Raw genomic sequence first — 23,923 nt, forward strand, 5'->3', positions numbered from 1 at the left:
TTGCCGGGCGAATCAAAAACTACCCGAAACCGCCGCTGTTGCGTTCAAGACTTGACGGCAGTGCCTGTGACCGTGGTAACTTCCTTACCGGCCCACTCTGTGGGCCGTATCACGACAAAGAGGTCACACGGAGGCACTCATGCGAGCAGAAGCAGCTCCGGCAGTAGGCGCGCGGCGCGCTCCCTGCCACCACGGCAGGGACAAAACGCATGTCGGCTAGTCCATTCATTCTGGAAATGCACTCCATCACCAAGGAGTTCCCCGGCGTCAAGGCCCTCGCGGATGTGGCCCTGAACGTCCGGGCCGGCGAAATCCACGCCATCTGCGGAGAAAACGGCGCCGGAAAATCCACGCTGATGAAGGTCCTCTCCGGGGTCTACCCCCACGGCACCTACACCGGAGAAATCGTCTTCCAAGGCAAGCCCGTCCAGTTCCGGGATATCCGGTCCAGCGAGGCCGCGGGAATTGTCATCATCCACCAGGAACTGGCACTGATTCCCGAACTCTCCATTGCCGAGAACATATTCCTGGGTAACGAACCCACCCGGTTCGGCGTCATCGACTGGGACAAGGTCAACTTCGACACCCTGGACCTCATGGAACGGGTGGGACTCAACGAAGACCCCACCACGCCCATCAAGGACCTGGGCGTGGGCAAGCAGCAGCTGGTGGAGATCGCCAAGGCGCTGAACAAGCGGGTGCAGCTGCTGATCCTCGACGAGCCCACCGCCGCGCTCAACGAGACCGACTCCCAGCACCTGCTGGGCCTGATGTCCGGCCTGCGGGACAAGGGCATCTCCTGCATCATGATCTCGCACAAGCTCAATGAGATTGAGCAGATCGCGGATTCCATCACCATCATCCGCGACGGCCGGTCCGTAGAGACGATCGACGTCGCTGCCGAAGGCGCCGACGAAGACCGCATCATCCGCGGCATGGTTGGACGTTCCCTCGAATCCCGGTTCCCGGACCACACCCCGAAGATCGGCGAAACGTTCTTCGAGGTCCGCGGTTGGACCGTGGGCCACCCCTCCGTCGCGGACCGCCTGGTCTGCAAGAGTGCCGACTTCCACGTAAAACGCGGCGAGATTGTCGGATTTGCCGGGCTGATGGGCGCCGGGCGCACCGAGCTGGCCCGTTCCGTTTTCGGCCGCTCCTACGGCAACTTCATCTCCGGCCAGATCATCAAGGACGGCAAGGAGATCACCCTCAAGACGGTGCACTCCGCAATCAACCATGGCCTGGCCTACGTCACTGAAGACCGCAAGACCCTGGGCCTGAACCTCCTGGACGACATCAAGGCCACCACGGTTTCTGCCGACCTAAAGAAGATCACCCGGGGCCTGGTTGTCGACAACGACGCCGAGTTCCGCCACGCGGAGGAATACCGCAAAAGCCTGCGCACCAAGGCACCCACGGTCGATGAGGGCGTTTCCAAGCTCTCCGGCGGCAACCAGCAGAAGGTTGTCCTGGCCAAGTGGATGTTCACCGACCCGGACCTGCTGATCCTGGACGAACCCACCCGCGGCATCGACGTGGGCGCCAAGTACGAAATCTACGGAATCATCCAGCAGCTCGCGAACCAGGGCAAGGGAGTCATCGTGATCTCCTCTGAGCTCCCCGAGCTCCTGGGCCTCTCGGACCGCATCTACACCATCTTCGAAGGGGCGATCACCGGCGAGGTCTCCAAGGCGGAGGCCAACCAGGAGAACCTCATGAGGCTCATGACCTCCCCCGCCCGGAAGCCCGCCGACTACGCCACTCAAGGAACACTTTCATGAACGCCATCAAGCAACTCCTGGGCGGCAACGGCCGCCAATTCGGGATGATCTTCGCCTTGGCCATCCTGGTCGGCCTGTTCCAGGTCCTCACCGGGGGCAAGACCCTGACGCCCACGAACATGATCAATCTGTTCAACGGCAACTCCTACATCCTGATCCTGGCGGTGGGCATGGTCTTCGTGATCATTGCCGGCCACATCGACCTCTCGGTGGGATCCGTCGCCGCGTTCTCCGGCATCGTCGTCGCGATGGCCATGCGGGACTGGGGCCTGCCCTGGTACGCGGGCATACTCCTGGGCCTGCTGGTGGGCGCGGCAATCGGCGCCTGGCAAGGCCTGTGGGTGGCGTACGTCGGAATCCCGGCGTTCATCGTGACACTGGCGGGCATGCTGATCTTCCGCGGTGCCAACCAGTGGGTGGGCAAGTCCAACACCGTTCCGGTCCCCTCCGAATTCCAGTTCATCGGCGCCGGCTACCTGCCCGAGGGCGGCCCGATCCCGGGTTACAACAACCTGACGCTGCTGCTGGGCCTGATCCTCTGCGCCGCAGTGATCTACGGCGAAATGCGCAAGCGTTCCCGCAATGCCAAGCTAGGCACCGCCAACCCGCCTACCTGGGTTCCGGTGGTCAAGATCGGCCTGCTCTGCGCAGTCATCCTCTACGCCACGTACCTCTTCGCCACGGGCCGCCCCGGCACGTCCTTCCCGGTCTCGGGCATCATCCTGGGCGTCCTGGTCCTCTTCTACGGTTTCGTCTCCAACAAGACCATCCTTGGCCGCCACGTCTACGCGGTGGGCGGCAACCGGCACGCTGCGGAGCTCTCCGGCGTGCAGGGCAAGAAGGTCAACTTCATGGTCATGATGAACATGTCGATTCTGGCCGCCCTGGCCGGAATGATCTTCGTGGCCCGCTCCACCGCCTCCGGTCCGTTTGACGGCACCAACTGGGAACTTGACGCCATTGCCGCCGTCTTCATCGGCGGAGCGGCGGTTTCCGGCGGCGTCGGAACCGTAGTCGGTTCCATCGTGGGCGGCCTGGTCATGGCCGTCCTGAACAACGGCCTGCAGCTGCTCGGCGTGGGCGCGGACACGACCTCCATGATCAAGGGCCTGGTCCTGCTGCTCGCCGTCGCACTGGACGTCTACAACAAGACCCAGGGCAAGCCCTCAATCACCGGGCTGCTGATGCGCAACTTCGGCGGCAACAAGCCCAAGCCGGCCCCCGCCGTCGTCGACGCCACCCCGGAAATGCCCACGGGCACCAAGACCGTCATCGCCACCGACGCCTAGACCGCACCACTTCCTCCGCTCTATTTCCCAGTACCGCTATCAAGAAAGAGAACACCATGCGTAAATTCGCTAAGTCCTTCGCCGTTGCGGCAACGGTGGCAGCATTGTCGCTGTCCGCCTGCGGCCGCACCGAAGAAACCGCTTCCGGCGCCGAAGAAGGCTTCGAGGACGGGGCATCCATCGGCGTTGCCCTGCCGCAGAAAACCTCGGAGAACTGGGTGCTCGCCGAGACCCTCTTCAACGACGGCCTCAAGGAGGCCGGCTACGAGGGCCAGGTCCAGTTCGCCAACGGCGGCGTGTCCGAACAGCAGAACCAGATCAGCTCCATGATCACCAACGGTGTCGAGGTCCTGATTGTGGGTGCCATTGACGGCAGCCAGCTCGGCTCGCAGCTGCAGGACGCCAAGGATGCCGGCATCACCGTCATCGCCTATGACCGCCTGCTGACCAACACCGAAAACGTTGACTACTACGTGGCCTACGACAACTTCAAGGTCGGCCAGCTGCAGGGCCAGGCCCTGCTGGACGGGCTGAAGGAAAAGAAGCCCGAAGGTCCGTACAACATTGAGCTGTTTGCCGGTTCCCCGGATGACGCCAACGCCCAGGTCTTCTTCGACGGCGCCATGGATATCCTCCAGCCGGAGATCGAAGCAGGGAACCTCGTAGTTGGCTCCGGCCAGACCGAGTTCAACCAGGCTGTCACCCAGGGCTGGAAGGCAGAGAACGCCCAGAAGCGCATGGACACCCTGCTCTCCAGCAACTACGCCTCGCAGGAGCTGGACGGCGTCCTCTCCCCCAACGACACCCTGGCCCGCGCTGTCCTGACCTCGGTCACCGGCGCCGGCAAGGCACTGCCCGTCATCACCGGCCAGGACTCCGAGGTGGAATCCGTCAAGCTGATCATGGAAGGCAAGCAGTACTCCACCATCAACAAGGACACCCGCAACCTGGTGAACCAGAGCATTGACATGGTCAAGGCACTGGGCGCCGGTGAAGAGGTCGAAATCAACGACGACGAGAGCTACGACAACGGCACGAAGGTAGTCGAGAGCTACCTGCTGGAGCCGGTCATCGTCACCAAGGCCAACGCTGCCGAGGCCTACGAGAACGACCCCACGCTCTCCGAGCTGACCAAGTAATACCTCTGCACAGCAACTGCCCTTTCGGGCGGAACAGCCCGGGTTTCCTTCAACGGAAGCCCGGGCTGTTCCACACCTGTTCCACACCCGTTCCACCCGTTCCACACGCCAGCCGCCGGCACCTGGACCTGCACGGACTCACTGTCCACCCCTAGGCCCCGGCAGGCGGCAACCTTAGAGTAGGGGTACTCCCTGCAACGACGCGGAAGACGAGGACCATGACTGCCGTTCAACACATACCCACACCCCCCTGCGTCCAGCCGGGAGCTCCAAGTCCCGTCCAGTCCACGGGACGGACCCTGCGCTGGGGCGTAGTGGCCACCGGAAACATCGCGGAGCGTGTCACTGAAGACATCGCCCGGCTGGAGGACGCTGTCCTGCAGGCTGTCAGTTCCCGCCGGCAGGCAACGGCCGAGGAGTTCGCCTCCCGCTTTGGCTTCGCCAGCAGCTACTTCGACGCAGACGATGTCTCGGGCTATGACCGGCTCTTTGCCGATCCCGAAGTGGACGTCGTCTACATCGCCTCCCCGCACGCCCAGCACTATCAGATAGCCCGGCGTGCGCTGGAGGCCGGCAAACACGTGCTGTGCGAAAAGTCGCTGACCATCAATGCCCGCGAAGCCGAGGACCTGATCGAACTGGCCCGGTCCCGCAACCTGTTCCTCATGGAAGCGGTCTGGACCCGTTTCCTGCCCTGCATCAACCGGATCTGGGAACTCATTGCCTCGGGTGAACTCGGGGACATCAACTGGGTGCAGGCAGACCTGGGTTTCCCGGCAGCGTATGACCCGGCCAGCAGGCTCTGGGACCCGGCAGCTGGCGGCGGAGCACTTCTTGACCTGACCGTCTATCCGCTCACCTTTGCCCTGGGTGCGCTCGGCTACCCCGAGACGGTCCACGCGGTCGGCAGCATCAACTCCGACGGCGTGGACACGCAGAACGCGTTGACGCTCGGGTACGCGTCCGGCGGCCTGGCGCAGCTGACCTCGTCACTGGTTTCCTCCTCCCCGCGGACCGCGGTCATTTCCGGCACCAGGGGCTGGCTCCGCACCGGTTCACCCCTGCATAACCCGGTGGAACTGACCATCGTGCCGCATGACGGAGAGGCCCGGGTGGAGAGGTTCCCGCAGGTCGGCAACGGCTATGCGTACGAGTTGCGGGAGGTGACCCGCTGCATCCAGGCGGGCCTGGTGGAGAGCCCCACCATGACGTGGGCGGATTCCCTGCGGACCATGCGGCTCTTCGACGCCGTACGGGCGCAGATCGGTGTGCTGTATGCCAATGACAAGGACGCTGTCCCCCGCTGACCGGCCCTGGGGCCGTAGCGTCTGAGGACACGAAAAACGGCGGTGCCGCACCTTATGCAGGTGCGGCACCGCCGTCGTTTTAGCGCTGTACTAGGCGTTCTTCACGTTCTGCGGTGCTTCGGTAGCGGAATCCTTGACGTCGGAGGCGGCTGCCTGGCCTTCGGACTTCACGTTCTGCGCGGCGTCCGTGGCAGTGGCCTTGATGTTCTCGACCGCTTCCTGAGCCGGTTCCTTGAGGCCCTCGGCCATTTCCTTGGCTGCCCCGGCCAGTTCGTCGGTCATCGGCTGCGCGGCGGTCTTGATGTTGTCGGCAGCGACACGCTCCTTGTCGCTGGTGGGGATCAGCGTTGCTGCGAGCAGACCGGCGCCGAAGGCAATCAGGCCTGCTGCGATGGGGTTGCCCTGCGCCTGGCCTGCGATCTTGGCCGGTGCGCCCTGGACAGCGGAGCCGGCGGCGGACATGCCGTCCGAAACACTGCCGCCCATGTCGGAAACGCTGCCGCCGATGTTGCTGCCGGTGTTGCTTGCGCTGTTACCTACTGAATCGGCCACACCCATCACCCTGTCCTTCACTCCGAATACCTTGTCCTTCATCTTGTCCGTCTGGCGCTGGACGATGTGGGAGGGAGTTACCTTGTCCGCCACTGCGTCCACGTTGGTGCCTAGGCGCCGGCGGGTTGCTTCGATGTCGGCGCGGATCTCATCGGGGTTTTCACTCATCGTGTTTCCTCGCTTGGTTTCATGGTCTGGGGGATCTCCTGCAGCGTCTCGGACGTCTGCGGCATGCCCTTGATCTTCTTCATTTCCTTGCGTCCACGTGATGCCAGGACGGCGGCAACGATGGCCCAGAGAACCGCCACGATCACTGCGGACCAGCCGAAGCCGATCGCCGTCGTGCCCAGTGCGTACCACAGGGCGATAGAGAGGAAGAGGAGTACGAAGTACCCTGCGACGGCCGCGCCGGCGAACATTCCGGCACCCGTGCCTGCGCGGGTTGCGGACTGCTTCAGTTCGACCTTCGCCAGCTCCACTTCCTGACGCATGAGAGTGGACATGTCCTGCGTCACCTGGCCGAGCAGATCGCCCAGGGACGTGGACTCAGCCTTAGCCTGCGCTGGTGTGGGAGGGAGTTCGGTACTCATCAGTGCCGACCACCGCTGTAGGGATCAGCTGCCGGAACGCCGGTGGAGGGGGTGGGGGGAAGAGTCTGGGCCGACGCGGGACCCGTTCCGGGCTGGCGGACCGGTTCGGTGCCGAACGGATCGTTGGTCCCGGTGGTGCCTACCGTGGGGTTGGCCGCCGGTGCCTGCGGGACAGGCGTCACGGGCGGCACGGGCGGTGCCACGCGCTGACCGGCGGTTCCGGATGCGCCCTGAGTCGGGAGGCCTGCACTCAGGCCCTTGTTAAGGCGGCCGGCCAGGAAACCGGCTCCGGCTGCAAGAGCCAGGAAGGCGACGGGACGCTGGCGGGCAAAGCCCTTGACCTCGTTCAGCAGGGATCCCGGATCACGGCCGTCAAGCCAGGTGGCAGCGGACGATGCACGGCTGGCTGCTTCACCGACGAGATCGGTGGCTACGCCGGACTGGCCGGACTGTGCCATGGAGTGCAGCTCGTCAGCCATCGAGCGGAGCCCTTCGGCCACCTTCTGCTGCTGGGTACCTGCCTGCTCGGTGAGATCGGAACGGGCCTGGGTAAACAGGTCCTTGGCGTTGGTCTTTACTTCGGAGGCGACGCCCGCTGCTTCAGACTTGGCGGTGTCCGCTACCTGAGCGGCATTACCCTTGGCCTGCTGGGCGAGGTCACCTGCCTGCTGCTTGGCGGCGTCGGCCTTCGCTGCGGCCGTGGAATCGTTGGTGCTTCCAGCCGGGGATGCTGCATGGCTTCCGTCACGCGGAGTGAAGTTCTCTGTCATCATCGCTCTCTTTCGTCATTGCAACTGCTGATCAAGATCGGATGGTCCGTGACTCGATAATAAGCACACTTAGTTACGAATGTGTAGCGTGTTAGGATTGTAAGTGCCCTTGCTATTGGATTCTGTGCGTGGTTTTCTTTTTGCACCGATCAGAAGAGCCCGCGGGCCCGCTTCCTGCCGAATAATCCGGCGGGACGGCCCCGGCCCACAACGCACAGGAGCATCACATTGGCGGCAAACCTAATAGCACGATCTGTCCATGACCTCACGGCAGCGGCTTGGTTCGGTGGTTCCCTGATGGGCGCCGTCGGGCTTAACGGAGCCACCGCGAAGGCCAAGGACCCCGCTGAGAGAACGCGGCTGTCCGCCCTTGGCTGGAAAAAATGGGCCCCCGTGCAGGCCGGGGCCATCGGACTGCACGTCCTCGCCGGACTCGCGCTGATCGGCGACAACAAAACCCGGGTTTCCCAGCAGGAGGGGGTCGCCTCCCTCACCGCATACAAGACGGCGGTTACCGCCCTTGCAGCCGTCGTCACGCTGTATTCCGGGATCCTCGGCGGTAAGGTCGGCAAGCTCTCGGAACAGGGCAGCCAAGGCGCTACGGAGCCCCACGAGGGAGCATCAAAGGAACTGAAGTCGGCCCAGCGCCAACTGAAGATCCTGCAGTGGAGCATCCCCGTGCTTTCGGGGGCGGTGATTGTGATGGGCGCCCAGCACGGTGAAATGCAACGGCCCGCCAATGTCCTCAAGGGCCTGAAAAAGAAGTAACGGGCCATGGGCGCAGAAGTTACGAGCAGGACTTTCAGCCGGGCGCAGCGCACGGCTTACCGGCAGCGCTTGCTGGAAAACCTGGACCACTTCGCTCACTTCCTTTCCACCGCGCAGTTTGCGGACACGGCCAGCATTGGCCTGGAACTGGAACTGAACCTGACCAACCGCGATTTCTCCCCCGCTCTCCGCAACACGGCTGTCCTTGAGCGCATCGCCGATCCGGCCTTCCAGACCGAGATCGGCGCCTTCAACATCGAGATGAACCACCCCGCAATGTCGGTGGCGCAGTTTGGGTTGAAGGAGCTCGAGGACAGCCTGCGGATGCAGCTCAACCGCGCCGATGAGCGTGCTGCCCAGGAGGCGGCGGACATCATGATGGTGGGCATCCTCCCCACCCTCACCCCCCGCTTCATGGACGGATGGGACTGGCTCAGCAGCGGGCAGCGTTATGCAGCCCTGAACACGTCAGTCCTGCAGGCCCGGGGAGAAGACGTTCTCCTGGATTTGTCAGGCCCGGAGCCGTTGTCCTTCTACGCACAAAACATCGCGCCGGAGGCTGCGTGCACATCGGTCCAGCTGCACTTGGAAGTCTCACCCGATCAGTTTGCGCCGGCCTGGAACGCGGCGCAGATGATCGCGGCCCCACAGGTTGCACTTGCCGCCAATTCGCCCATCTTCATGGAGCACGTGCTCTGGCATGAGACCCGGATTGAACTTTTCAAGCAGGCCATTGACACCCGGCCGCCGGAAATGCGCAATCAAGGCGTACGCCCCCGTGTCTGGTTCGGGGAAAGGTGGATTACATCGATCTTCGATCTCTTCGAGGAGAACGTACGCTATTTCCCTGCGCTGCTTCCGGAGCTTTCCGGCAACGGAACGGAAGCCACCGCGTTCGGTGCCCCGCTGCTGCCTGAGCTGCGCCTCCACAACGGTACGGTCTACCGCTGGAACCGGCCGATCTATGACCCAGGCAGCGGCACGCCCAACCTGCGCCTGGAGAACCGGGTACTGCCGGCCGGCCCGTCCGTCCTGGACGTGGTCGCCAACGCCGCGTTCTATTACGGCCTCGTGGAGTATCTCCGCACGGCAGACCGGCCGGTGTGGAGCCGCATCGCCTTCAAGACGGCGTCGGACAACTTCCTGGCCTGTGCCCGGCACGGGCTGGAGGCGGCCGTGTACTGGCCGGGCATCGGCGAGATTCCGGTGGCCGAACTGATTGTGCGCCACCTGATTCCGCAGGCCGCCGAGGGGCTCCGGGAACTGAAAGTGGATTCCTCCCTGATCGACCGCTACCTGAACGTCGTGGCCGAGCGTGCCCGCACGGAGCAGAACGGCGCGGCGTGGCAGATCGCCACGCTGGGCCGCCTCGAGGGTGCCGGGATGTCCCGGTCGGCGGCGCTGGCCGAGCTCTCCCGGCTCTACTGGGAGAACATGCACACCAATGCGGCCGTCCATTCATGGCCGATCGGCTGAGCGAGTAAAAACCGGGAGGCTGCGGGTAAAAATCGGACGTGGAACCTAGCAGTCAAAAGTGCCGAGTGCTAGCGTGAATTTCATCGTTGAGTCACGACGACTCAACCTTTATCGACCCTTTTCCTACAACGGCATTCCAACCACCGGTGCCCGGCGGGTACCGGCGCAACAGGAGTTGATGACAATGGCGATGAAGTTTGATCCTTTCCGTGAGCTTGACCGGATGGCAGGCGCTCTTCTCGATCCCCGGCAGCGGTTGCGGCTTATGCCGATCGACCTCTACCGCGAGGGCGACCACTACATCCTCAACGCGGATCTGCCCGGTATCGACCCCGGTTCAGTGGACGTGGACGTTGACGGCCAGTTGCTGACCATCAGGGCCGAGCGGACCATCCACACCACCGAGGGGGTTACCTGGCTGACCCGCGAACGGGAAAGCGGGACCTTCCTGCGCCAGCTGAATCTCGGCCAGGGCATTGATATTGACTCGATCTCCGCGAAGTACGAGAACGGTGTGCTGAGCGTCTTCATTCCGGTGAGCGAACGGTCGAAGCCGCGCAAGATCGAGGTGTCAGCCACCTACAAGGACAGTTCCACCATTTCCGGGCAGTCTTCGTCTTCCGGGCAGTCGTCTTCGGAGCCCGCATCGGTCTCGTCCAGCAGCCGCTCCAGTTCCGGCAGCGGCTCCAGCGGCTCGGGTTCCAGCGGTTCCGGCTCCGGCTCGCCGGGCTCGTTCGGTCAGCCCGGCGGTTCCGGATCATCCGGTTCCGGGTCATCCGGTTCCGGCGGGCAGCATTCCTCCGGCGATCAGGGCGCCGGCATCTAGCCGCAGCACGACCAGCAGAACCAGCGAAACCAGCAGAACCAGCGCAGGCCCCGGACAGCAGGTCCGGGGCCTGCGCCGTGTCACTGCGGTTTCGAGTTCGGCGGCGAGGCGCAGCGGGACAATCAGGCGGAGGGCCTGCGCTGCCAGATGGCGGCCATCAAGGCACCGCTGACGTTGTGCCAGACCGAGAAGACCGCTGCGGGCAGTGCGGCTTCGGGAGCGAAGTACTGCTTGGCAAGTCCCGCGGCCAGCCCGGAGTTCTGCATGCCCACTTCAATCGCCATGGTCCGGCGCGAGGGAACCGGTTGCCGGAACAGTTTCGCCGCGCCATAGCCGAGGGCCAGGCCCAACCCGTTGTGCAGGACCACCGCCAGCAGGATCAGCCAGCCCGCGGTAAAGATGGCTTCGGCGCTGCCCGACACCACGGCAATAACCACGAAGGTAATGGCCAGCACCGAAATCCAAGGCAGGACGGGCAGTACCCGGTCCACCAGCCGGGGTACCAGATACCGGATGGCCAGGCCCAGCACCACCGGGATCAACACAATCTGGACAATGGACCAGGCCATTGATCCGGCGTCCACCGCCATGTACCGGCCGGCGAGCCACAGCGCGAGGATCGGGGTCAGCAGGGGCGCAAGAAGAGTGGAAACCGACGTCATGGCGACGGAGAGGGCTACGTTGCCGCGGGCAAGGTACGTCACCACGTTCGACGCCGTGCCGCCGGGTGCGCAGCCCACCAGGATCACGCCGGCCGCGAGTTCGGGGCTGAGCTGCAGGGCCCAGGCGATACCGAAACCGAGCAGCGGCATAATGACGTACTGCGCCACCACTCCCAGCAGGACGGGCAGCGGCTGCCGGATGACCAGCGCAAAATCCGGCAGGGTCAGCGTCAGGCCCATCCCGAACATAATGAGCATCAGCCCGGGGTTGATGTAGCCGGACAGGCCGGTGAACAGCTGCGGGAAGAACAGGGCCACCGTTCCCCCGGCGACAATCAGCAGCGGGAACACGGTCACTGCTATACGGGCGCTTCGCTCTTCGGCGCTCTTCGCGGCGGGCTGCGCTGTGGTGGAGTTCGACATTCCCACATGGTGGCACCGCTGTTGCGGCTGCGCTAGTTGTTACGCCCGTGCTTAACAAGGAGGGAAACGACGACGGCGCGCCGCCCCGGTAAGGGGGCAGCGCGCCGTCGTCGTTGGTGCAGTGATGCTTAGGCTGCAACCTCGGCACCCAGGCGGGCCTTGAGGTTCTCGTCCAGTGCGGCGAGGAACTCTTCCGTGGTCAGGTAGGCCTGGTCGGGGCCGACCAGCAGTGCCAGGTCCTTGGTCATCTTGCCGGATTCGACCGTCTTGATGACAACGTCTTCAAGGGTCTCGGCGAAGTTAATGACCTCGGGGGTGTTGTCCAGCTTGCCGCGGTGCATTAGGCCACGGGTCCACGCGAAGATCGAGGCGATCGGGTTCGTGGAGGTGGGCTTGCCCTGCTGGTGCTGGCGGTAGTGGCGGGTAACCGTACCGTGTGCAGCTTCGGCCTCGACGGTCTGGCCGTCCGGGGTCATCAGCACGGAGGTCATCAGGCCCAGCGAGCCGAAGCCCTGTGCCACGGTGTCGGACTGGACGTCGCCGTCGTAGTTCTTGCAGGCCCAGACGTAGCCGCCTTCCCACTTCATCGCGGAGGCAACCATGTCATCGATCAGGCGGTGCTCGTAAGTGAGGCCGGCTGCTTCGAACTGGTCCTTGAACTCGGCGTCGAAGACTTCCTGGAACAGGTCCTTGAACTGGCCGTCGTAGGCCTTCAGGATCGTGTTCTTGGTGGAGAGGTACACCGGGTAGTTGCGCTGCAGGCCGTAGGCGAAGGAAGCGCGCGCGAAATCCTTGATGGAATCGTTGAAGTTGTACATACCCATGGCGACGCCGCCATCTTCGTTGTACGTAACAACCTGCTGCTTGATTTCTTCGCTGCCGTCGGCGGGCGTGTAGGTCAGCGTCAGGGTACCGGCACCGGGAACCTTGAAGTTAGTGGCCTTGTACTGGTCGCCGTGGGCGTGGCGGCCGATGATGATCGGCTTGTTCCAGCCCGGAACCAGACGCGGGATGTTGGAAATGATGATCGGTTCGCGGAAGACCACGCCGCCCAGGATGTTGCGGATGGTCCCGTTCGGGGAGACCCACATCTTCTTCAGGCCGAATTCCTCGACGCGTGCTTCGTCGGGGGTGATCGTGGCGCACTTGACGCCTACGCCGTGTTCCTTGATCGCGTTGGCAGCGTCGATCGTCACCTGGTCATCAGTCGCGTCGCGGTTCTGGATGGAGAGGTCGTAGTACTTCAGGTCTACGTCGAGGTACGGGTTAATCAGGCGATCCTTGATGAACTGCCAGATGATGCGGGTCATCTCGTCGCCGTCGAGCTCTACTACAGAGCCCACAACCTTAATTTTCTCAGCCACACGATCTCCTTGTGTGTTGGTGGGCACCGGAGCATGTCTTGTGGCATGACGGAACCCGTCTTTTTGGCTTTTATTTGAGTTCAACTATGCCACAGCCCACTATCCGCACCCTAAACAGCAAGGCGGCGCATTACCTGCACCGCCTTGCTGTTCCGCGAAGACTTTAGTGGAAGAAGTGGCGCGCACCCGTGAAATACATGGTGACGCCGGCCGCCGCCGCAGCTTCGATCACTTCGTTGTCCCGGACCGATCCGCCCGGCTGCACGACCGCGCGGACGCCGGCATCGGCCAGGATCTGCAGGCCGTCCGCAAAGGGGAAGAACGCGTCGGAGGCGGCTACCGACCCGCGGGCCCGCTCCTCGCCGGGACCGCCGAGCGTATTGGCACGTTCGACGGCGAGCCGGCAGGAATCGACCCGGTTGACCTGCCCCATGCCCACGCCCACCGAGGCGCCGTCCTTCGCCAGCAGGATGGCGTTGGACTTGGCGGCACGCACGGCAGACCATGCGAAGGCCAGATCGGCCAGCGTTGCTTCATCCGCGGCCTCCCCCGCCGCGAGGGTCCAGTTTGCAGGGTCATCACCCTCGGCCTGCAGCCGGTCCGCCTTCTGCACGAGGACGCCCCCGGACACCTGCCGGAATTCGGTGTCATTGCGCCCGTAGCCGTCCGGCAGCGCCAGCAGGCGGATATTCTTTTTCGCCGAGAGGATCTCCACGGCTTCCGGCTCGAAGTCAGGGGCGATCACCACCTCCGTGAAAATCTCCTTCACGGTCCGGGCCATGCCGGCCGTGACCGTGCGGTTGGCTGCAATCACTCCGCCGAAGGCAGAAACCGGGTCGCAGGCATGGGCCTTGGCGTGCGCGTCCGCGATGGGGTCTGCGGCACCGGGCGAGGCCACGGCGATGCCGCACGGGTTGGCATGCTTGACGACGGCGACTGCCGGTTCCGTGAAGTCGAAGGCTGCGCGCAGGGCGGCGTCGGCGTCCACGTAGTTGTTGTAGGACATGGCCTTCCCGTGCAGCTGGTCGGCCTGGGCGACCCCGGGCTGGGCACCCTTGTCCACGTAAAGCGCGGCGTCCTGGTGCGGGTTTTCGCCGTAGCGCAGCACCTCGGCCCGTTCCAGGGACAGACCGGTGTAGGCCGGCCATTTGGTGCCGTCTTCGGTGCCGTCGCCGAACTGCTCTGCCGTCCAAGTGGCAACGGCCGTGTCATAGGCAGCGGTATGCGCGAACGCTTCCGCGGCGAGCCGGCGCCGCTCTGCCAGGGCGAATCCGCCTTCGGCTGCAGCCGTAACGACGTCGGAGTACTTGTTGGGGTCCACCACCACAGCCACCGAGGGGTGGTTCTTCGCCGCGGCGCGGACCATGGAGGGGCCGCCGATGTCGATCTGTTCCACCACTTCGTCCTGGCCGGCGCCGGAGCGGACGGTCTCCACGAACGGGTAGAGGTTCACCACCACGAGGTCGAAGGGTTCAATCTCCATTTCCTCCAGCTGGGCAATATGGTCCTCGCGGCGGCGGTCGGCGAGGATTCCGGCATGGACCCGCGGGTGCAGCGTCTTGACGCGTCCGTCCAGGCATTCCTTGAAGCCGGTGACTTCGGCGACCTCGGTTACGGAGACGCCCGCTGCGGCAATCTGCTTTGCGGTGGAACCGGTGGAGACAATGCTGACGCCGGCTGCCGCGAGGCCCTGCGCGAGTTCCGTCAGGCCCGTCTTGTTGTAGACCGAGATCAGGGCCCGGCGGATAGGAACACGGTCAAGGACGGGATTGCTCACTGCTGACACTCCAAATGGTCGATGATCGGTGTGCGCAGGCCGTGCGGCCCACGAGAAGTTTATGCCTTCGCTTCCCATCGGTCCCCGGACTCCGTGTAACAACCCGTCTCGGGAGCCGTTTCCGCACCATCCCGGGATCGAGTCTGCACAAATTACCGTTCCCGGGATCGAGTCTGCACAATTTACCGTTTTCCCGGCTGAAATCCGTAAGTTGTGTGGAATCGATGCCTAGGCCGGGTGTCCCGGGCGCCATCCCCGTGCCAGCAAGGCATCCCGGACCTTTTCCGCCGTCCCCGCACGGTTTTCCGGTCGGAGATGCTGTTTCGTGAAGCGCAGCACCGCCCACCCCAATTGGCGGAGCCGGTCGTCCCGCTCGATATCCCGATGCCACTGATCAGGATCCAGCAAGTGGTGTTCCCCTTCGTATTCGAGGGCAATTCGCAGCCGCCGGTACTGCAGGTCCGGGCGGGAGATTGCTCTGCCGTCTGAACCAAGAATCCATTGGTTCACGTCGGGATCCGGCAGGCCTGCATGGTGTACAAGGAGCCGCAGGCGTGTCTCAGGGGCGGAATCCACCCCTGCCCTGACCAGTCCGAGAGCGGTCAGGGCGGTGGAGACGCCCCGGGTTCCCGCTCTCCGATCCAAAACGTCCTGCAGGTCCTGGACCTGGCACAACGGGTCCGGCCAGGGCAAGTCACCGCCTCGAGGCGGTGCGTCCTGGCGTCGAAGGAGGGAATCACCCGCAACGACGAGGTCATCGAGTGACAGCACGGAAGCCAGGTCCGTCCACGTGAAAACCGGCGAAGTCACCAGTAAGCCGTTAGATCGAATCACGTCTCTCTGCTGCAACGCTGCGTTATGGCCAACAACACCGCTTCGACGTGGCTGGCCGTACCGAAGCGGTCGGGTCAGGTGCAGCGGACCCGCCTCCAGGCCGCGCGGCAGCCACATTTCCCAGAGGGCCGCAGCCGTGGTGTGGCTGGCTACCGTGCGGCCCGAGTCCGGCGCCAGCGGTCGAACCTGCTCGGCGAGAGAACACTCCCTGCCGCGCTGCGCACGCAAACCGTACCCGACGGCGTCGAACTCGTTTCGCCGCAGCCGTGACGGCGGCAGGCCGAGGGAGCGGGCCTCGTTGACAGTGAAAACGGGCCCGGGCAGCCCCTCGCCGCGAGGCCCGGGTCCCGGCCGCAGATGCTCAGCCATGGCCCCATCCTCCCGGACACCGAAAGCAGTTTCCGGGCTATCCACAGGGAGGGGCACCGAGCCCTGTATTGTTCTCCCCGAACCCGAGCACCTCCCCTCCGAAAGGCCCCGAACCACATGTCCGTCGCTAATGCCCTGCCCACCGGAGACCAGGTGGTCCAGAACCTGCCCTGGCGGTGGAAGGTTCAGGGCAAAATCTTCCTCATCGGCGGCCTCGGCTTTATGTTCGATGCCTGGGACGTAACGCTGAACGGCGTCCTCATTCCCCTGCTCTCCAAGGAGTGGGCGCTGGCCCCGGCGCAAGCGGCCTGGATTGGAACAGCCAACCTGCTCGGCATGGCGATCGGCGCCTTCGTCTGGGGGTCCATTGCCGATGCGATCGGCCGGAAGCGTGCCTTTTCCGCCACGCTGCTGGTGTTCTCAATCTTTACGGTGCTGGGCGCCTTCTCCCCTGACATTGTCTGGTTCTGCATCTTCCGCTTTATGGCCGGCTTCGGATTGGGCGGCTGCGTCCCGGTGGACTATGCCCTGGTGGGTGAGTTCACTCCCATGAAACAGCGAGGGAGGGTGCTCACGGCCATGGACGGCTGGTGGCCCGTCGGCGCCGCGTTGTGCGGTGTCACCTCGGCCGCCATCATGGCCACCTTCGCGGACTGGCGCTACACCATGCTGATCATGGTGATCCCCGCATTCCTGGTCTTCTGGGTGCGGCGCTCGGTCCCCGAGTCTCCGCTTTATCTGGTCCGCAAGGGCCGCACAGTGGAAGCCTCCGCCGTCATCGATGACCTGGTCCGCCGAACCGGCGGGACGCAGACCGAATGGCACCTGCCCGAACCGCAGGCCCCTGAGAAGCTGTCCCTGCGCACCATGGGTACCCAGCTCACGGACATCTGGCGGTTCAGCGCCAAGACCACTATTGCCGCCTGGTCCCTGTTCCTGACCATTCTGCTGGTCTACTACCTGGCCCTGCAGTGGATGCCGAAAATCCTCGTGGATGCCGGGTTTGCCGAACACCGCGCGTTCCTGACCACCTCGGGGATGGCCGCCGTCGGCCTGCTGGGAGTCATCGTGGCGGCGCTGCTGGTGGAAAAGGTCGGCCGGAAATGGATCCTGGCGATCACCGGTCCGCTTTCGGCCGCCATTCTGGTGGTGGTCGCCCTGGTGGTGGATGTCCCCGCTGCGGCCACGATCCTGCTGCTGGTGTACGGATTTGTGGTGCAGGTGGCCATTCCCGTGCTCTATGCCTACGTCTCGGAGCTCTACCCCACCAACCTGCGCGGCAGCGGCTTCGGCTGGGCGTCCACCGTTTCCCGGATCGGGGCCGGGTTCGGTCCGCTGATCTTCGTGTCGGTGCTCTGGCCATATCTGGGACTGCCGATGTCCTTCGCGCTGGCCGGGGTCCTGGTCCTGCTGGCCGTACTGTGGATGGCCCGGTTCGCGCCCGAGACAAAGGGCGCCGCACTGGACTAGCCGCTGGTTACAGCGCGGGCAGGCCTTCGCGGCTGATCCGGTCCAGCGTTTCAATCAGCAGCCGCCGTTCCTGCACCTTGATGCGTTCGTGCAGCGTTTCCTCGGTGTCGCCGTCGAGCACCTCGACGGCGGCCTGGGCGAGGATCGGCCCAGTGTCGACGCCGGCGTCCGCCAGGTGTACCGTGCAGCCGGTGACCTTCACACCGTACGCAAGTGCGTCACGGACGCCGTGCGCCCCGGGGAAGGACGGCAGCAACGCCGGGTGCGTGTTTAGGTAGCGTCCCTCGAAGGTGTCGATGAAATGCTCGTCCACTATCCGCATGAATCCGGAGGACAGGACCAGATCCGGCTCATACGAGGCAACCTTGTCCGTGAGGGCCCGGTTCCAGTCCGCCCGCACCGGGTACTCCCGGAAGGGGACCACGAAGGTCGGGTAGCCGGCGTCGGCGGCGCGCTGGACCCCGTAGGTTCCGGGCCGGTCCGAGCCGACGGCGGCAATCTCCACGTCAAGCGTGCCGTCGCGGACGGCGTCCAGCACTGCCTGAAGGTTGGATCCGGTGCCGGACACGAGGACTACGATGCGCATGCGTCCACCATAGGACGCGGCGTCCCCTACGCTTAAACCCATGACCGACGGCACTCAGCACCAGACCAAGACCCTGCCCGCGCCCGACAGCGGCCGTCACGCGCCCACGGACGAGCAAAAGCGCAACGCGATTCAGTACGTTCGCCTGTTCTGGCTCCTGATGCTCGCCACGCTGCTGAGCAGCAGCATGGTCCTGCCGTGGAAGCTGATCCCGCTTGCGCTGGGGATCGCCGGACTGGTGGTGGGGATCATCGCCGTGATCAAGCTGGCCAGGCGCCGGATGGGGCCGTTGTTGCCGATACTGGTGTCGCTGGGCCTGGTCATGACAGCCCTCACTACCTTGGGGCTGGCCGGAATGACCTTGCTCTGGGATGAAACCATGACCTACGAATCCTGTATGCGCTCCGCCCTCACCCTCGACGGTGTGGAAGCCTGCGAGGCGGAATACCTGCCGTTCCAGCAGATCCGCTAGGCGTCCGGCTTGGGTTCGCGCTCCAGCCACGGGCCTACTGCGTAACCAAGTACGACGCCGATCCCTACTTCCGCGGCCACCCACAGTCCCAGACACACCGGGTCCGGTCCCAGGCTGACGAAGCGTCCAATGCCAAGTGAGCCGAGCGCCAGCCAAGCAGCGCCGGCGGCCAGCAGCCCGGACACCAGACCGACGATCACCCCGAGTACAAGCGTGGAGACGGGTGCGGTGAACCAGCGGGCACGGATCTTGATGGAAAGCCACTCATCGAAGTGGTTTTCGCCTTCCCGCAGGAACCACCAGCCCGCCAGGATTCCGGCCATCACCGGGATCAACAGTGCCGCGTAGCCGTATTCCATACTTCCCACGGGCAGCGCTGCCAGAACCGGCAGAGCGGGCAGCGGACCGACGGTGGTTTCCAGCGGACTGATCATGCTTCCGGTTCCCAGCGAGAAGCCCGTACCCGACGCCCAGCCCAGAGTCCACACCACGAAGTTCGGCATCAGCCCCAGCTCCACCACGGTGAGCACCGCCCCGCCCAGCGCACCGGCGTCGAGCCGCTCGTAGACGGATGCGATCTCGGCCCAGTTCATTGCCAGGGCCGCCACGAGCAGTACGGATGAGAGACCCAGCGCGGCGAGCGTGCCCACCGCGCCGGCGCGCAGCGCGGCCCACATGTATGAACCCGCCCAGCGGGAATGCTGGCTGGTGCGGGCGATCCAGTCGGTCAGGTCCATGCCGATCAACCGCACCCAGGAACCGGCCTCTATCCGGGCACCCACAATGAGTCCCGCTCCTGCAGCGATCAGCGGCACCAGTGCCCCTGCGGTCGGGGAAATCCGCACACCTTCGGTACTGCAGAAGTACGCCGCTGCGGCACCGATCAGCGCATAGGTGCCGAGCGCGCCCAGCACTGCCTGCCAGAGCTGGTCCGTGTAGGAGGCCCGGGCAAGCCGCCGGCCGGCCCGCCAGGACAGGAAGAACGGAATCAGCGTCAGTCCCAGCGGAAAGAAAGAGAGCAGCCCGGAGGTGGGTGCCTCCCCCAGTTCGCCGGCAGGGAAGCTCAGCGTCATCGGCACGCCGTGGATCAGCAGCCACGCCTGGCCACCCAGTCGAGCCAGGGAGGTGAAGTCCCGGTCCGTAAAGCCGTTGGCAAACCACACGCCGACGAGCGGCAGGAGGACCAGCAGGGCGGAGAGCACCGCGGCCTGACCCAATTCGAAGGTTCCCTGCAACCAGAGTGGCATGGGCGGCACACCCGGCTTCTTCGGCCGCAATAAAATTTTCATCGTTTCTATCGTGCCATCCGGCCCTCCGCAGCCCGTTGAGGCGCCGGCGTGAGTCGGGTAACTCCGGCGGGGTCCTAGAGGTCGACCAGGCCCTTGACCAATGCCGTTGCTGCGCCAATGAACGCAATAACGATCACGGCCAGCCGCGCCTGGTCATCGCGGATGAAGCGCTGCAGTTTCTCGCCAACGAAGATCCCGCCCACAATCATGAGCCCGATCAATGCCCACGCCCAGGGCTCGAACGGCGGCATCTGACCCGGATCCAGCAGCAGCTTGGACGTCAAGGTGACCATGGCGGTGGTGACGAAGAACGGCTGCAGCGTGGCGGCGAACGGGCGCTGCGGCCAACGGGCCAGCAACGCATACACGCTTACCGCGGGACCGCCGACGCCGGCCATCGCGTTGGTGATCCCGGAAGCGAAACCCGCCACGGCTTTCGGGACGTTGCCGGTCAGCACCACAGAGGTGCGCTGCAGGAGCAGGGAGATGCTCAGCGCCACGAGGACGACGGCGCCCACGGTCACGGCCAGCGGTGCTGCGGGCAGGTAAACCGCGGCTGCTGATGCCGGCACGCTGGCAATGACCGCGGGGACGGCCAGCCACCGGTACATGGACCAATCGACGTCACGCCAGACGCGGAACATGATCAGCAGAGAAGAGACCAGTCCGCAGATGTTCACCATCAGCACTCCCCCGTGGGAGCCGAGGATGATCACCAGGAAGGGGGAAATCAGGAGCGCAAAGCCCAGGCCGGCGATCCGCTGGGCGATCGCGCCGATAAAGATGGCGACGAGCACCACTATGAGGAGTCCGGTAGTCACTCGAACACACTACGCTGGACGAATGGTATCTCCCGTCACAGCCCTTGCCACCGCCGATTGGCGCCGTAATACGTTCGCCCTTTACGAGCAGGCGCGGCGCGCCGCGGAGGGCATTTCAGCGTCACACTCCCATGCCTTGTGGGCCACCGGACGGGACCGGCTCTTCGGCACCCACCCGGCGTCGCCCCTTCCCGAAGACACGCGGCGCCGCTTCCGCGGGCTGCGGACGGCCCGCTACGATCCGGCGTTCCGGTTCGAGGCAGTAATTGACGACGCCGGCGCCGGCGAGAAGATGGAGGTCGCCACGGGAACGGACGGCGTGGTGCCGTTCACCCGGCTCGGCACAGTCTCCGCCGACGGCGTAGGCAGCCTGGCCGTCTGGCATCTGGACTCCTATGGCGGCGGGATCTTCATTCCGGTGCGCGATGCGACGTCCGGCGTCGACGGCGGCAGCTACGGAGGCGGGCGGTACCTGCTGGACACCATTAAGGGTGCGGACCTCGGGACGGGCGATCTTCCCGGCAGCCTGATCCTGGATTTCAACTTCCTCTACAACCCGTCCTGCGCCTATGACGAGGCCTGGGCTTGCCCGCTGCCGGGTCCGGACAACACCGTGGACGCCGCCCTGCAGGTGGGCGAGCTGTACGCGCGGTACTGATTCGGAGTAAACCCTGCCGGGTTACGTAGGCGGGCGGCTCCGGCGTTCCCCGTGCCTATGCTGGAAGGGTGCAAGCTTCCATTTCATCCGCAACGCTTGAAGATGTTCCCGGGCTTGCCGACCTGGCTGCCGTCACCTTTCCGCTGGCCTGCCCGCCTGAGGTAACCCCGGAGGACAGCGCGGCGTTTGTCGCGGCGAATCTTTCCGCGGAGCGGTTCGCCGCCTATCTCAACGATGGGACCTGCCGTGTGCTGGCCGCCCGGACGGAGGGCTGGCTAAGCGGATACTGCCTGCTGGTGCTGGCGCCGCCGTCGGATCCGGATGTCGTGGAGGCGCTGGCATCGGGGCGGGCGATGCTGCCCTCCGCAGAGCTGAGCAAGTTCTACCTGCATCCGACTGCGCACGGAAGCGGTCTTGCCGGGCAGTTGGTCGAAGCTGCTGCCCGGGCGGCTGCGTCCGCGGGCGCCCGGTCTATCTGGCTGGGTGTGAACAACCGGAATGTGCGGGCACAGTCCTTTTACCGCAAATCCGGGTTCCAGACCGTCGGGCGCCGGTCCTTCCAAGTGGGAGTCCATACTTTCCGGGACCTGATCATGGTTCGGCAGCTCGGCACCGGCGGGCAGTGACAGACTAGGCCCGTGCAGACCTTCCTTCCGTATCCGGGCTTCGCCCGCAGCGCCGCCGTCCTGGACCAGGCGCGGCTGGGCAAGCAGCGGGTGGAAACCCTGCAGTTATTGCGCGGGCTGGTGGTTCCGGACTACGGCTGGCAGCGCCACCCGGCCTTGCTGATGTGGAAGGGCTTCGTGCCGGCGCTCACCGCCTACGGGCTGGCGATGACGGATGAGTGGATTGCCCGCGGACATGCCGATACCGTCCGGGAACAGATCCTGGAGTTCGCTCCGGAGGCTGCAGAGGCCGACGTCGACCTTCCCGCCTGGATCGGGAACGAGGAGCTGCACCGCAGCCATCGGTCCAACCTGATCGAGAAGTCTCCGGACGTATACGGACCGCTGTTTCCGGATACCGATGCCGGATTGCCCTATGTCTGGCCCTCCCCTGCCGACATTCCGGATCCCGCGGATCCGGGTCCCGGCGAAGGGCTGTGGGTGGTGCGTGCAGTGCCCGACGGCGATGCTGCCGCCATCGTGCTGCCGATGCTTTCCGACAAGGGCACCCCCATCACCGGCAAGAAGGGCCGGCAGTTGGTTCGGTTGCTGGAGGACATGGACGACGGCGACCAGGTGGCTGTTCTTTCTCCAGCTGACCGGACCCGCCTGCTTCTTGGCCGTGCCGGACCGGTGGAGCTCACGAACGATACGGCGGTGCGGCAGGTAAAGCTGACCGGGGAAATTTCCCGGGCAGCGTTCTCCTACCCTGCGGTGCTGCAGGATCCCCGGACATTGTTTGCGGTGCCGCGGCCGGAATCGGTCTAGCAGCTGTCATCTGTTGGGTTTAGCGTGCATGTACCTTCGTGGTCGCGCTGGTGACGACTTACACTTCGCCATCCTTGTCCGGATCCCCGCTGCGGTTTGTCCGAATCCCCGCACCTTGTCCGGATCCCCCCTGCGGTTTGTCCGAATCCCCGCACCTTGTCCGGATCCCCCCTGCGGTTTGTCCGAATCCCCGCACCTTGTCCGGATCCCCCCTGCGGTTTGTCCGAATCCCCGCACCTTGTCCGGATCCCCGCGCTGCGCGGCGCAGGGATTGTCACAAACCGTAGGGATTCCGACAAATTGAAGGATTTCCGGGGCCGGCGCCCGGAACTCATGCGATTCTCGGCCCGCCGGCTTGAACCCGTAGTTCGCAGGCTCATACCACGCTGTGTGCCGGGCTAGCATCCTACGCCGTTCGGGTTCACCAGGCAGTTGTCGGCGACGCTGCGGGTTTCCGCCCGCCAGACGCTCAGGGTCTGAGGTGGCGACGACACAGCTGCACGACCATCGATGGGAATCATCGGCCCGCCGTTCACGGAATACGTTCCGGAGAAATGGACTGTCGCACTCACTTGGTAGTCGCCGCTGGCCGTGTATTTGTGGCTGGTCTGGGTCTGCTCACCCCACCGGTCCTGGGCCAGCGGGGCTCCCGGAACACTGGTGGGTCCGTAAACCGTGCCGTCCCCGTAGTTCAGTTCGAATTCGGTGGGGGTAGCGACAATCCGGACCGTTTGTTCGAGCAGCACCATTTCGAAGACCTGCTCCGCGGCCTCGACGTAAACGTTGGTTTCCATTCCTATCAAGGTGTGCGGACTGGGCTGAAGGACCAGTTTCCCGGCCGCTATGGGCCGCTCCTGAAACGCCGTGAGGATCTGCGCCTGGATCTGCTCGCCGACATCCACCGGCTCTTCGGAGTAGATGCATGACGGGGTTTCGCTGACCTTTTCCCAAGTACTCGGGTCCGTTGCCTTCAATCCGGAAAACCAGTACACAAGCCGGCCGTCTTCCCCCGCGGTGCACGCGGCCTGGTTCGCGGCCAGGCAGGAGACATCGCCGGCGAGATCATCAAAACAGACAGGCTCGAAGCGGTACCCAAATGGGTCACCAGGGATACCTATGGGCATCGACGTCCACATGCCGCTGTTCGGATCCTCGTGGTAAACGGAACCTCGCACATTTCCGTTGCCGATAATGTCCCCGCTCGTTGATGCAACCGCGCTCCCCGAAGTCCAGAATACGAGGAGGAAAGCAACGATACATATACAGG

At 64.6% G+C, this 23,923-nt stretch carries 22 protein-coding genes and 1 pseudogene; 12 read left to right on the forward strand and 11 right to left on the reverse strand.

Annotation, left to right across the window (positions count from 1 at the left end; genetic code table 11):
- The first annotated feature begins 209 nt into the window (after nt 1-209).
- From mmsA to LOC56_RS12245, 4 genes are all read left to right on the forward strand, one after another.
- Nucleotides 210-1,781, forward strand: coding sequence for a multiple monosaccharide ABC transporter ATP-binding protein (gene mmsA, locus LOC56_RS12230; protein WP_229952522.1), 1,572 nt, complete (start codon nt 210-212; stop codon nt 1,779-1,781).
- Nucleotides 1,778-3,070, forward strand: coding sequence for a multiple monosaccharide ABC transporter permease (mmsB, locus tag LOC56_RS12235; protein ID WP_229952523.1), 1,293 nt, complete (start codon nt 1,778-1,780; stop codon nt 3,068-3,070). The genes mmsA and mmsB overlap by 4 nt, the downstream gene beginning before the upstream one ends.
- Before the next feature lie 56 nt (nt 3,071-3,126).
- A complete protein-coding gene (locus LOC56_RS12240; RefSeq protein ID WP_229952524.1) occupies nt 3,127-4,209 on the forward strand; it encodes a substrate-binding domain-containing protein in 1,083 nt (360 codons plus the stop codon).
- A gap of 218 nt (nt 4,210-4,427) precedes the next feature.
- Complete coding sequence (locus tag LOC56_RS12245; protein ID WP_229952525.1) at nt 4,428-5,516, forward strand: Gfo/Idh/MocA family protein; 1,089 nt, start codon at nt 4,428-4,430, stop codon at nt 5,514-5,516.
- 90 nt (nt 5,517-5,606) lie between these two features.
- On the opposite strand, the gene LOC56_RS12250 is transcribed toward LOC56_RS12245, so the two are convergent.
- The 3 genes from LOC56_RS12250 to LOC56_RS12260 are packed head-to-tail and all read right to left on the reverse strand — an operon-like array spanning nt 5,607 to nt 7,431.
- On the reverse strand, nt 5,607-6,236 hold the full coding sequence (locus LOC56_RS12250; RefSeq protein WP_229952526.1) for a DUF3618 domain-containing protein: 630 nt from the start codon (nt 6,234-6,236) through the stop codon (nt 5,607-5,609).
- Nucleotides 6,233-6,658, reverse strand: a complete 426-nt coding sequence (locus LOC56_RS12255; protein WP_229952527.1) for a phage holin family protein — start codon at nt 6,656-6,658, stop codon at nt 6,233-6,235. Before LOC56_RS12255 ends, LOC56_RS12250 begins: the two co-directional genes overlap by 4 nt.
- Nucleotides 6,658-7,431, reverse strand: coding sequence for a hypothetical protein (locus tag LOC56_RS12260; RefSeq protein ID WP_229952528.1), 774 nt, complete (start codon nt 7,429-7,431; stop codon nt 6,658-6,660). Before LOC56_RS12260 ends, LOC56_RS12255 begins: the two co-directional genes overlap by 1 nt.
- A 225-nt stretch (nt 7,432-7,656) precedes the next feature.
- Between LOC56_RS12260 and LOC56_RS12265 the strand changes: the two genes are divergently transcribed.
- The 3 genes and pseudogenes from LOC56_RS12265 to LOC56_RS12275 form a co-directional block, all read left to right on the forward strand.
- Entirely contained in the window at nt 7,657-8,196 is a 540-nt protein-coding gene (locus tag LOC56_RS12265) for a hypothetical protein (protein ID WP_229952529.1), read from the forward strand.
- Between the two features lie 6 nt (nt 8,197-8,202).
- Complete coding sequence (locus LOC56_RS12270) at nt 8,203-9,672, forward strand: glutamate--cysteine ligase (RefSeq protein WP_229952530.1); 1,470 nt, start codon at nt 8,203-8,205, stop codon at nt 9,670-9,672.
- Between the two features lie 184 nt (nt 9,673-9,856).
- A pseudogene (locus LOC56_RS12275) lies at nt 9,857-10,285 on the forward strand (Hsp20/alpha crystallin family protein); the annotation flags it as partial.
- Between the two features lie 335 nt (nt 10,286-10,620).
- Here the strand turns inward: LOC56_RS12275 and LOC56_RS12280 are convergent.
- The 4 genes from LOC56_RS12280 to LOC56_RS12295 all read right to left on the reverse strand — a co-directional run bounded on the left by LOC56_RS12280 (nt 10,621) and on the right by LOC56_RS12295 (nt 15,927).
- Nucleotides 10,621-11,583 carry a bile acid:sodium symporter family protein gene (locus LOC56_RS12280; protein ID WP_229952531.1) on the reverse strand — a complete coding sequence of 321 codons (963 nt, stop codon included), beginning with the start codon at nt 11,581-11,583 and terminating at the stop codon, nt 10,621-10,623.
- Nucleotides 11,584-11,711: 128 nt separating this feature from the next.
- Nucleotides 11,712-12,947: an NADP-dependent isocitrate dehydrogenase gene (locus tag LOC56_RS12285; protein WP_227924196.1), complete on the reverse strand. Its 1,236-nt coding sequence runs from the start codon at nt 12,945-12,947 to the stop codon at nt 11,712-11,714.
- A gap of 163 nt (nt 12,948-13,110) precedes the next feature.
- A complete protein-coding gene (gene purH, locus LOC56_RS12290; RefSeq protein ID WP_229952532.1) occupies nt 13,111-14,724 on the reverse strand; it encodes a bifunctional phosphoribosylaminoimidazolecarboxamide formyltransferase/IMP cyclohydrolase in 1,614 nt (537 codons plus the stop codon).
- Nucleotides 14,725-14,952: 228 nt separating this feature from the next.
- Nucleotides 14,953-15,927, reverse strand: a complete 975-nt coding sequence (locus LOC56_RS12295) for an endonuclease domain-containing protein (protein WP_229952533.1) — start codon at nt 15,925-15,927, stop codon at nt 14,953-14,955.
- A 117-nt stretch (nt 15,928-16,044) separates the two neighbouring features.
- On the opposite strand from LOC56_RS12295, the gene LOC56_RS12300 reads away from it, so the two are divergent.
- Nucleotides 16,045-17,397 (forward strand): MFS transporter, encoded by a 1,353-nt coding sequence (locus LOC56_RS12300; RefSeq protein ID WP_229952534.1) that lies wholly within the window; start codon nt 16,045-16,047, stop codon nt 17,395-17,397.
- 7 nt (nt 17,398-17,404) lie between these two features.
- On the opposite strand, the gene purN is transcribed toward LOC56_RS12300, so the two are convergent.
- Nucleotides 17,405-17,983, reverse strand: a complete 579-nt coding sequence (purN, locus tag LOC56_RS12305) for a phosphoribosylglycinamide formyltransferase (RefSeq protein ID WP_229952535.1) — start codon at nt 17,981-17,983, stop codon at nt 17,405-17,407.
- Nucleotides 17,984-18,023: 40 nt separating this feature from the next.
- Here purN and LOC56_RS12310 point away from each other — a divergent pair, with 40 nt between their 5' ends.
- Entirely contained in the window at nt 18,024-18,455 is a 432-nt protein-coding gene (locus LOC56_RS12310; RefSeq protein WP_229952536.1) for a hypothetical protein, read from the forward strand.
- On the opposite strand, the gene LOC56_RS12315 is transcribed toward LOC56_RS12310, so the two are convergent.
- Nucleotides 18,452-19,702: a cell division protein PerM gene (locus LOC56_RS12315; protein ID WP_229952802.1), complete on the reverse strand. Its 1,251-nt coding sequence runs from the start codon at nt 19,700-19,702 to the stop codon at nt 18,452-18,454. The genes LOC56_RS12310 and LOC56_RS12315 overlap by 4 nt on opposite strands.
- Before the next feature lie 116 nt (nt 19,703-19,818).
- Complete coding sequence (locus LOC56_RS12320) at nt 19,819-20,565, reverse strand: TSUP family transporter (RefSeq protein ID WP_229952537.1); 747 nt, start codon at nt 20,563-20,565, stop codon at nt 19,819-19,821.
- Between the two features lie 22 nt (nt 20,566-20,587).
- Here LOC56_RS12320 and LOC56_RS12325 point away from each other — a divergent pair, with 22 nt between their 5' ends.
- The 3 genes from LOC56_RS12325 to LOC56_RS12335 all read left to right on the forward strand — a co-directional run bounded on the left by LOC56_RS12325 (nt 20,588) and on the right by LOC56_RS12335 (nt 22,656).
- Nucleotides 20,588-21,223, forward strand: coding sequence for a DUF1684 domain-containing protein (locus LOC56_RS12325; RefSeq protein WP_229952538.1), 636 nt, complete (start codon nt 20,588-20,590; stop codon nt 21,221-21,223).
- A gap of 68 nt (nt 21,224-21,291) precedes the next feature.
- On the forward strand, nt 21,292-21,849 hold the full coding sequence (locus LOC56_RS12330) for a GNAT family N-acetyltransferase (RefSeq protein WP_229952539.1): 558 nt from the start codon (nt 21,292-21,294) through the stop codon (nt 21,847-21,849).
- A gap of 12 nt (nt 21,850-21,861) precedes the next feature.
- On the forward strand, nt 21,862-22,656 hold the full coding sequence (locus LOC56_RS12335) for an MSMEG_6728 family protein (protein WP_229952540.1): 795 nt from the start codon (nt 21,862-21,864) through the stop codon (nt 22,654-22,656).
- A gap of 398 nt (nt 22,657-23,054) precedes the next feature.
- On the opposite strand, the gene LOC56_RS12340 is transcribed toward LOC56_RS12335, so the two are convergent.
- The gene (locus LOC56_RS12340) at nt 23,055-23,780 is read right to left on the reverse strand and encodes a hypothetical protein (RefSeq protein ID WP_229952541.1); all 726 of its coding nucleotides are present in this window, start codon (nt 23,778-23,780) and stop codon (nt 23,055-23,057) included.
- Nucleotides 23,781-23,923 lie beyond the last annotated feature (143 nt).

Origin of the sequence: Arthrobacter sp. zg-Y179 (genome assembly GCF_020907345.1) — a bacterium.
In the GTDB taxonomy this organism is placed as follows: domain Bacteria; phylum Actinomycetota; class Actinomycetes; order Actinomycetales; family Micrococcaceae; genus Arthrobacter_B; species Arthrobacter_B jinronghuae.

What these genes read in the sequence shown, in the direction of transcription:
- LOC56_RS12310 (WP_229952536.1), top strand. Translation starts at nt 18,024, where the DNA reads ATGACCGACGGCACTCAGCACCAGACCAAGACCCTGCCCGCGCCCGAC.
- LOC56_RS12240 (WP_229952524.1), top strand. Translation starts at nt 3,127, where the DNA reads ATGCGTAAATTCGCTAAGTCCTTCGCCGTTGCGGCAACGGTGGCAGCA.
- mmsA (WP_229952522.1), top strand. Translation starts at nt 210, where the DNA reads ATGTCGGCTAGTCCATTCATTCTGGAAATGCACTCCATCACCAAGGAG.
- LOC56_RS12295 (WP_229952533.1), bottom strand. Translation starts at nt 15,927, where the DNA reads ATGGCTGAGCATCTGCGGCCGGGACCCGGGCCTCGCGGCGAGGGGCTG.
- LOC56_RS12280 (WP_229952531.1), bottom strand. Translation starts at nt 11,583, where the DNA reads ATGTCGAACTCCACCACAGCGCAGCCCGCCGCGAAGAGCGCCGAAGAG.
- LOC56_RS12325 (WP_229952538.1), top strand. Translation starts at nt 20,588, where the DNA reads ATGGTATCTCCCGTCACAGCCCTTGCCACCGCCGATTGGCGCCGTAAT.
- mmsB (WP_229952523.1), top strand. Translation starts at nt 1,778, where the DNA reads ATGAACGCCATCAAGCAACTCCTGGGCGGCAACGGCCGCCAATTCGGG.
- LOC56_RS12300 (WP_229952534.1), top strand. Translation starts at nt 16,045, where the DNA reads ATGTCCGTCGCTAATGCCCTGCCCACCGGAGACCAGGTGGTCCAGAAC.
- LOC56_RS12340 (WP_229952541.1), bottom strand. Translation starts at nt 23,780, where the DNA reads ATGCCCATAGGTATCCCTGGTGACCCATTTGGGTACCGCTTCGAGCCT.
- LOC56_RS12245 (WP_229952525.1), top strand. Translation starts at nt 4,428, where the DNA reads ATGACTGCCGTTCAACACATACCCACACCCCCCTGCGTCCAGCCGGGA.
- LOC56_RS12250 (WP_229952526.1), bottom strand. Translation starts at nt 6,236, where the DNA reads ATGAGTGAAAACCCCGATGAGATCCGCGCCGACATCGAAGCAACCCGC.
- purN (WP_229952535.1), bottom strand. Translation starts at nt 17,983, where the DNA reads ATGCGCATCGTAGTCCTCGTGTCCGGCACCGGATCCAACCTTCAGGCA.
- LOC56_RS12315 (WP_229952802.1), bottom strand. Translation starts at nt 19,702, where the DNA reads ATGCCACTCTGGTTGCAGGGAACCTTCGAATTGGGTCAGGCCGCGGTG.
- LOC56_RS12260 (WP_229952528.1), bottom strand. Translation starts at nt 7,431, where the DNA reads ATGATGACAGAGAACTTCACTCCGCGTGACGGAAGCCATGCAGCATCC.
- LOC56_RS12255 (WP_229952527.1), bottom strand. Translation starts at nt 6,658, where the DNA reads ATGAGTACCGAACTCCCTCCCACACCAGCGCAGGCTAAGGCTGAGTCC.
- LOC56_RS12270 (WP_229952530.1), top strand. Translation starts at nt 8,203, where the DNA reads ATGGGCGCAGAAGTTACGAGCAGGACTTTCAGCCGGGCGCAGCGCACG.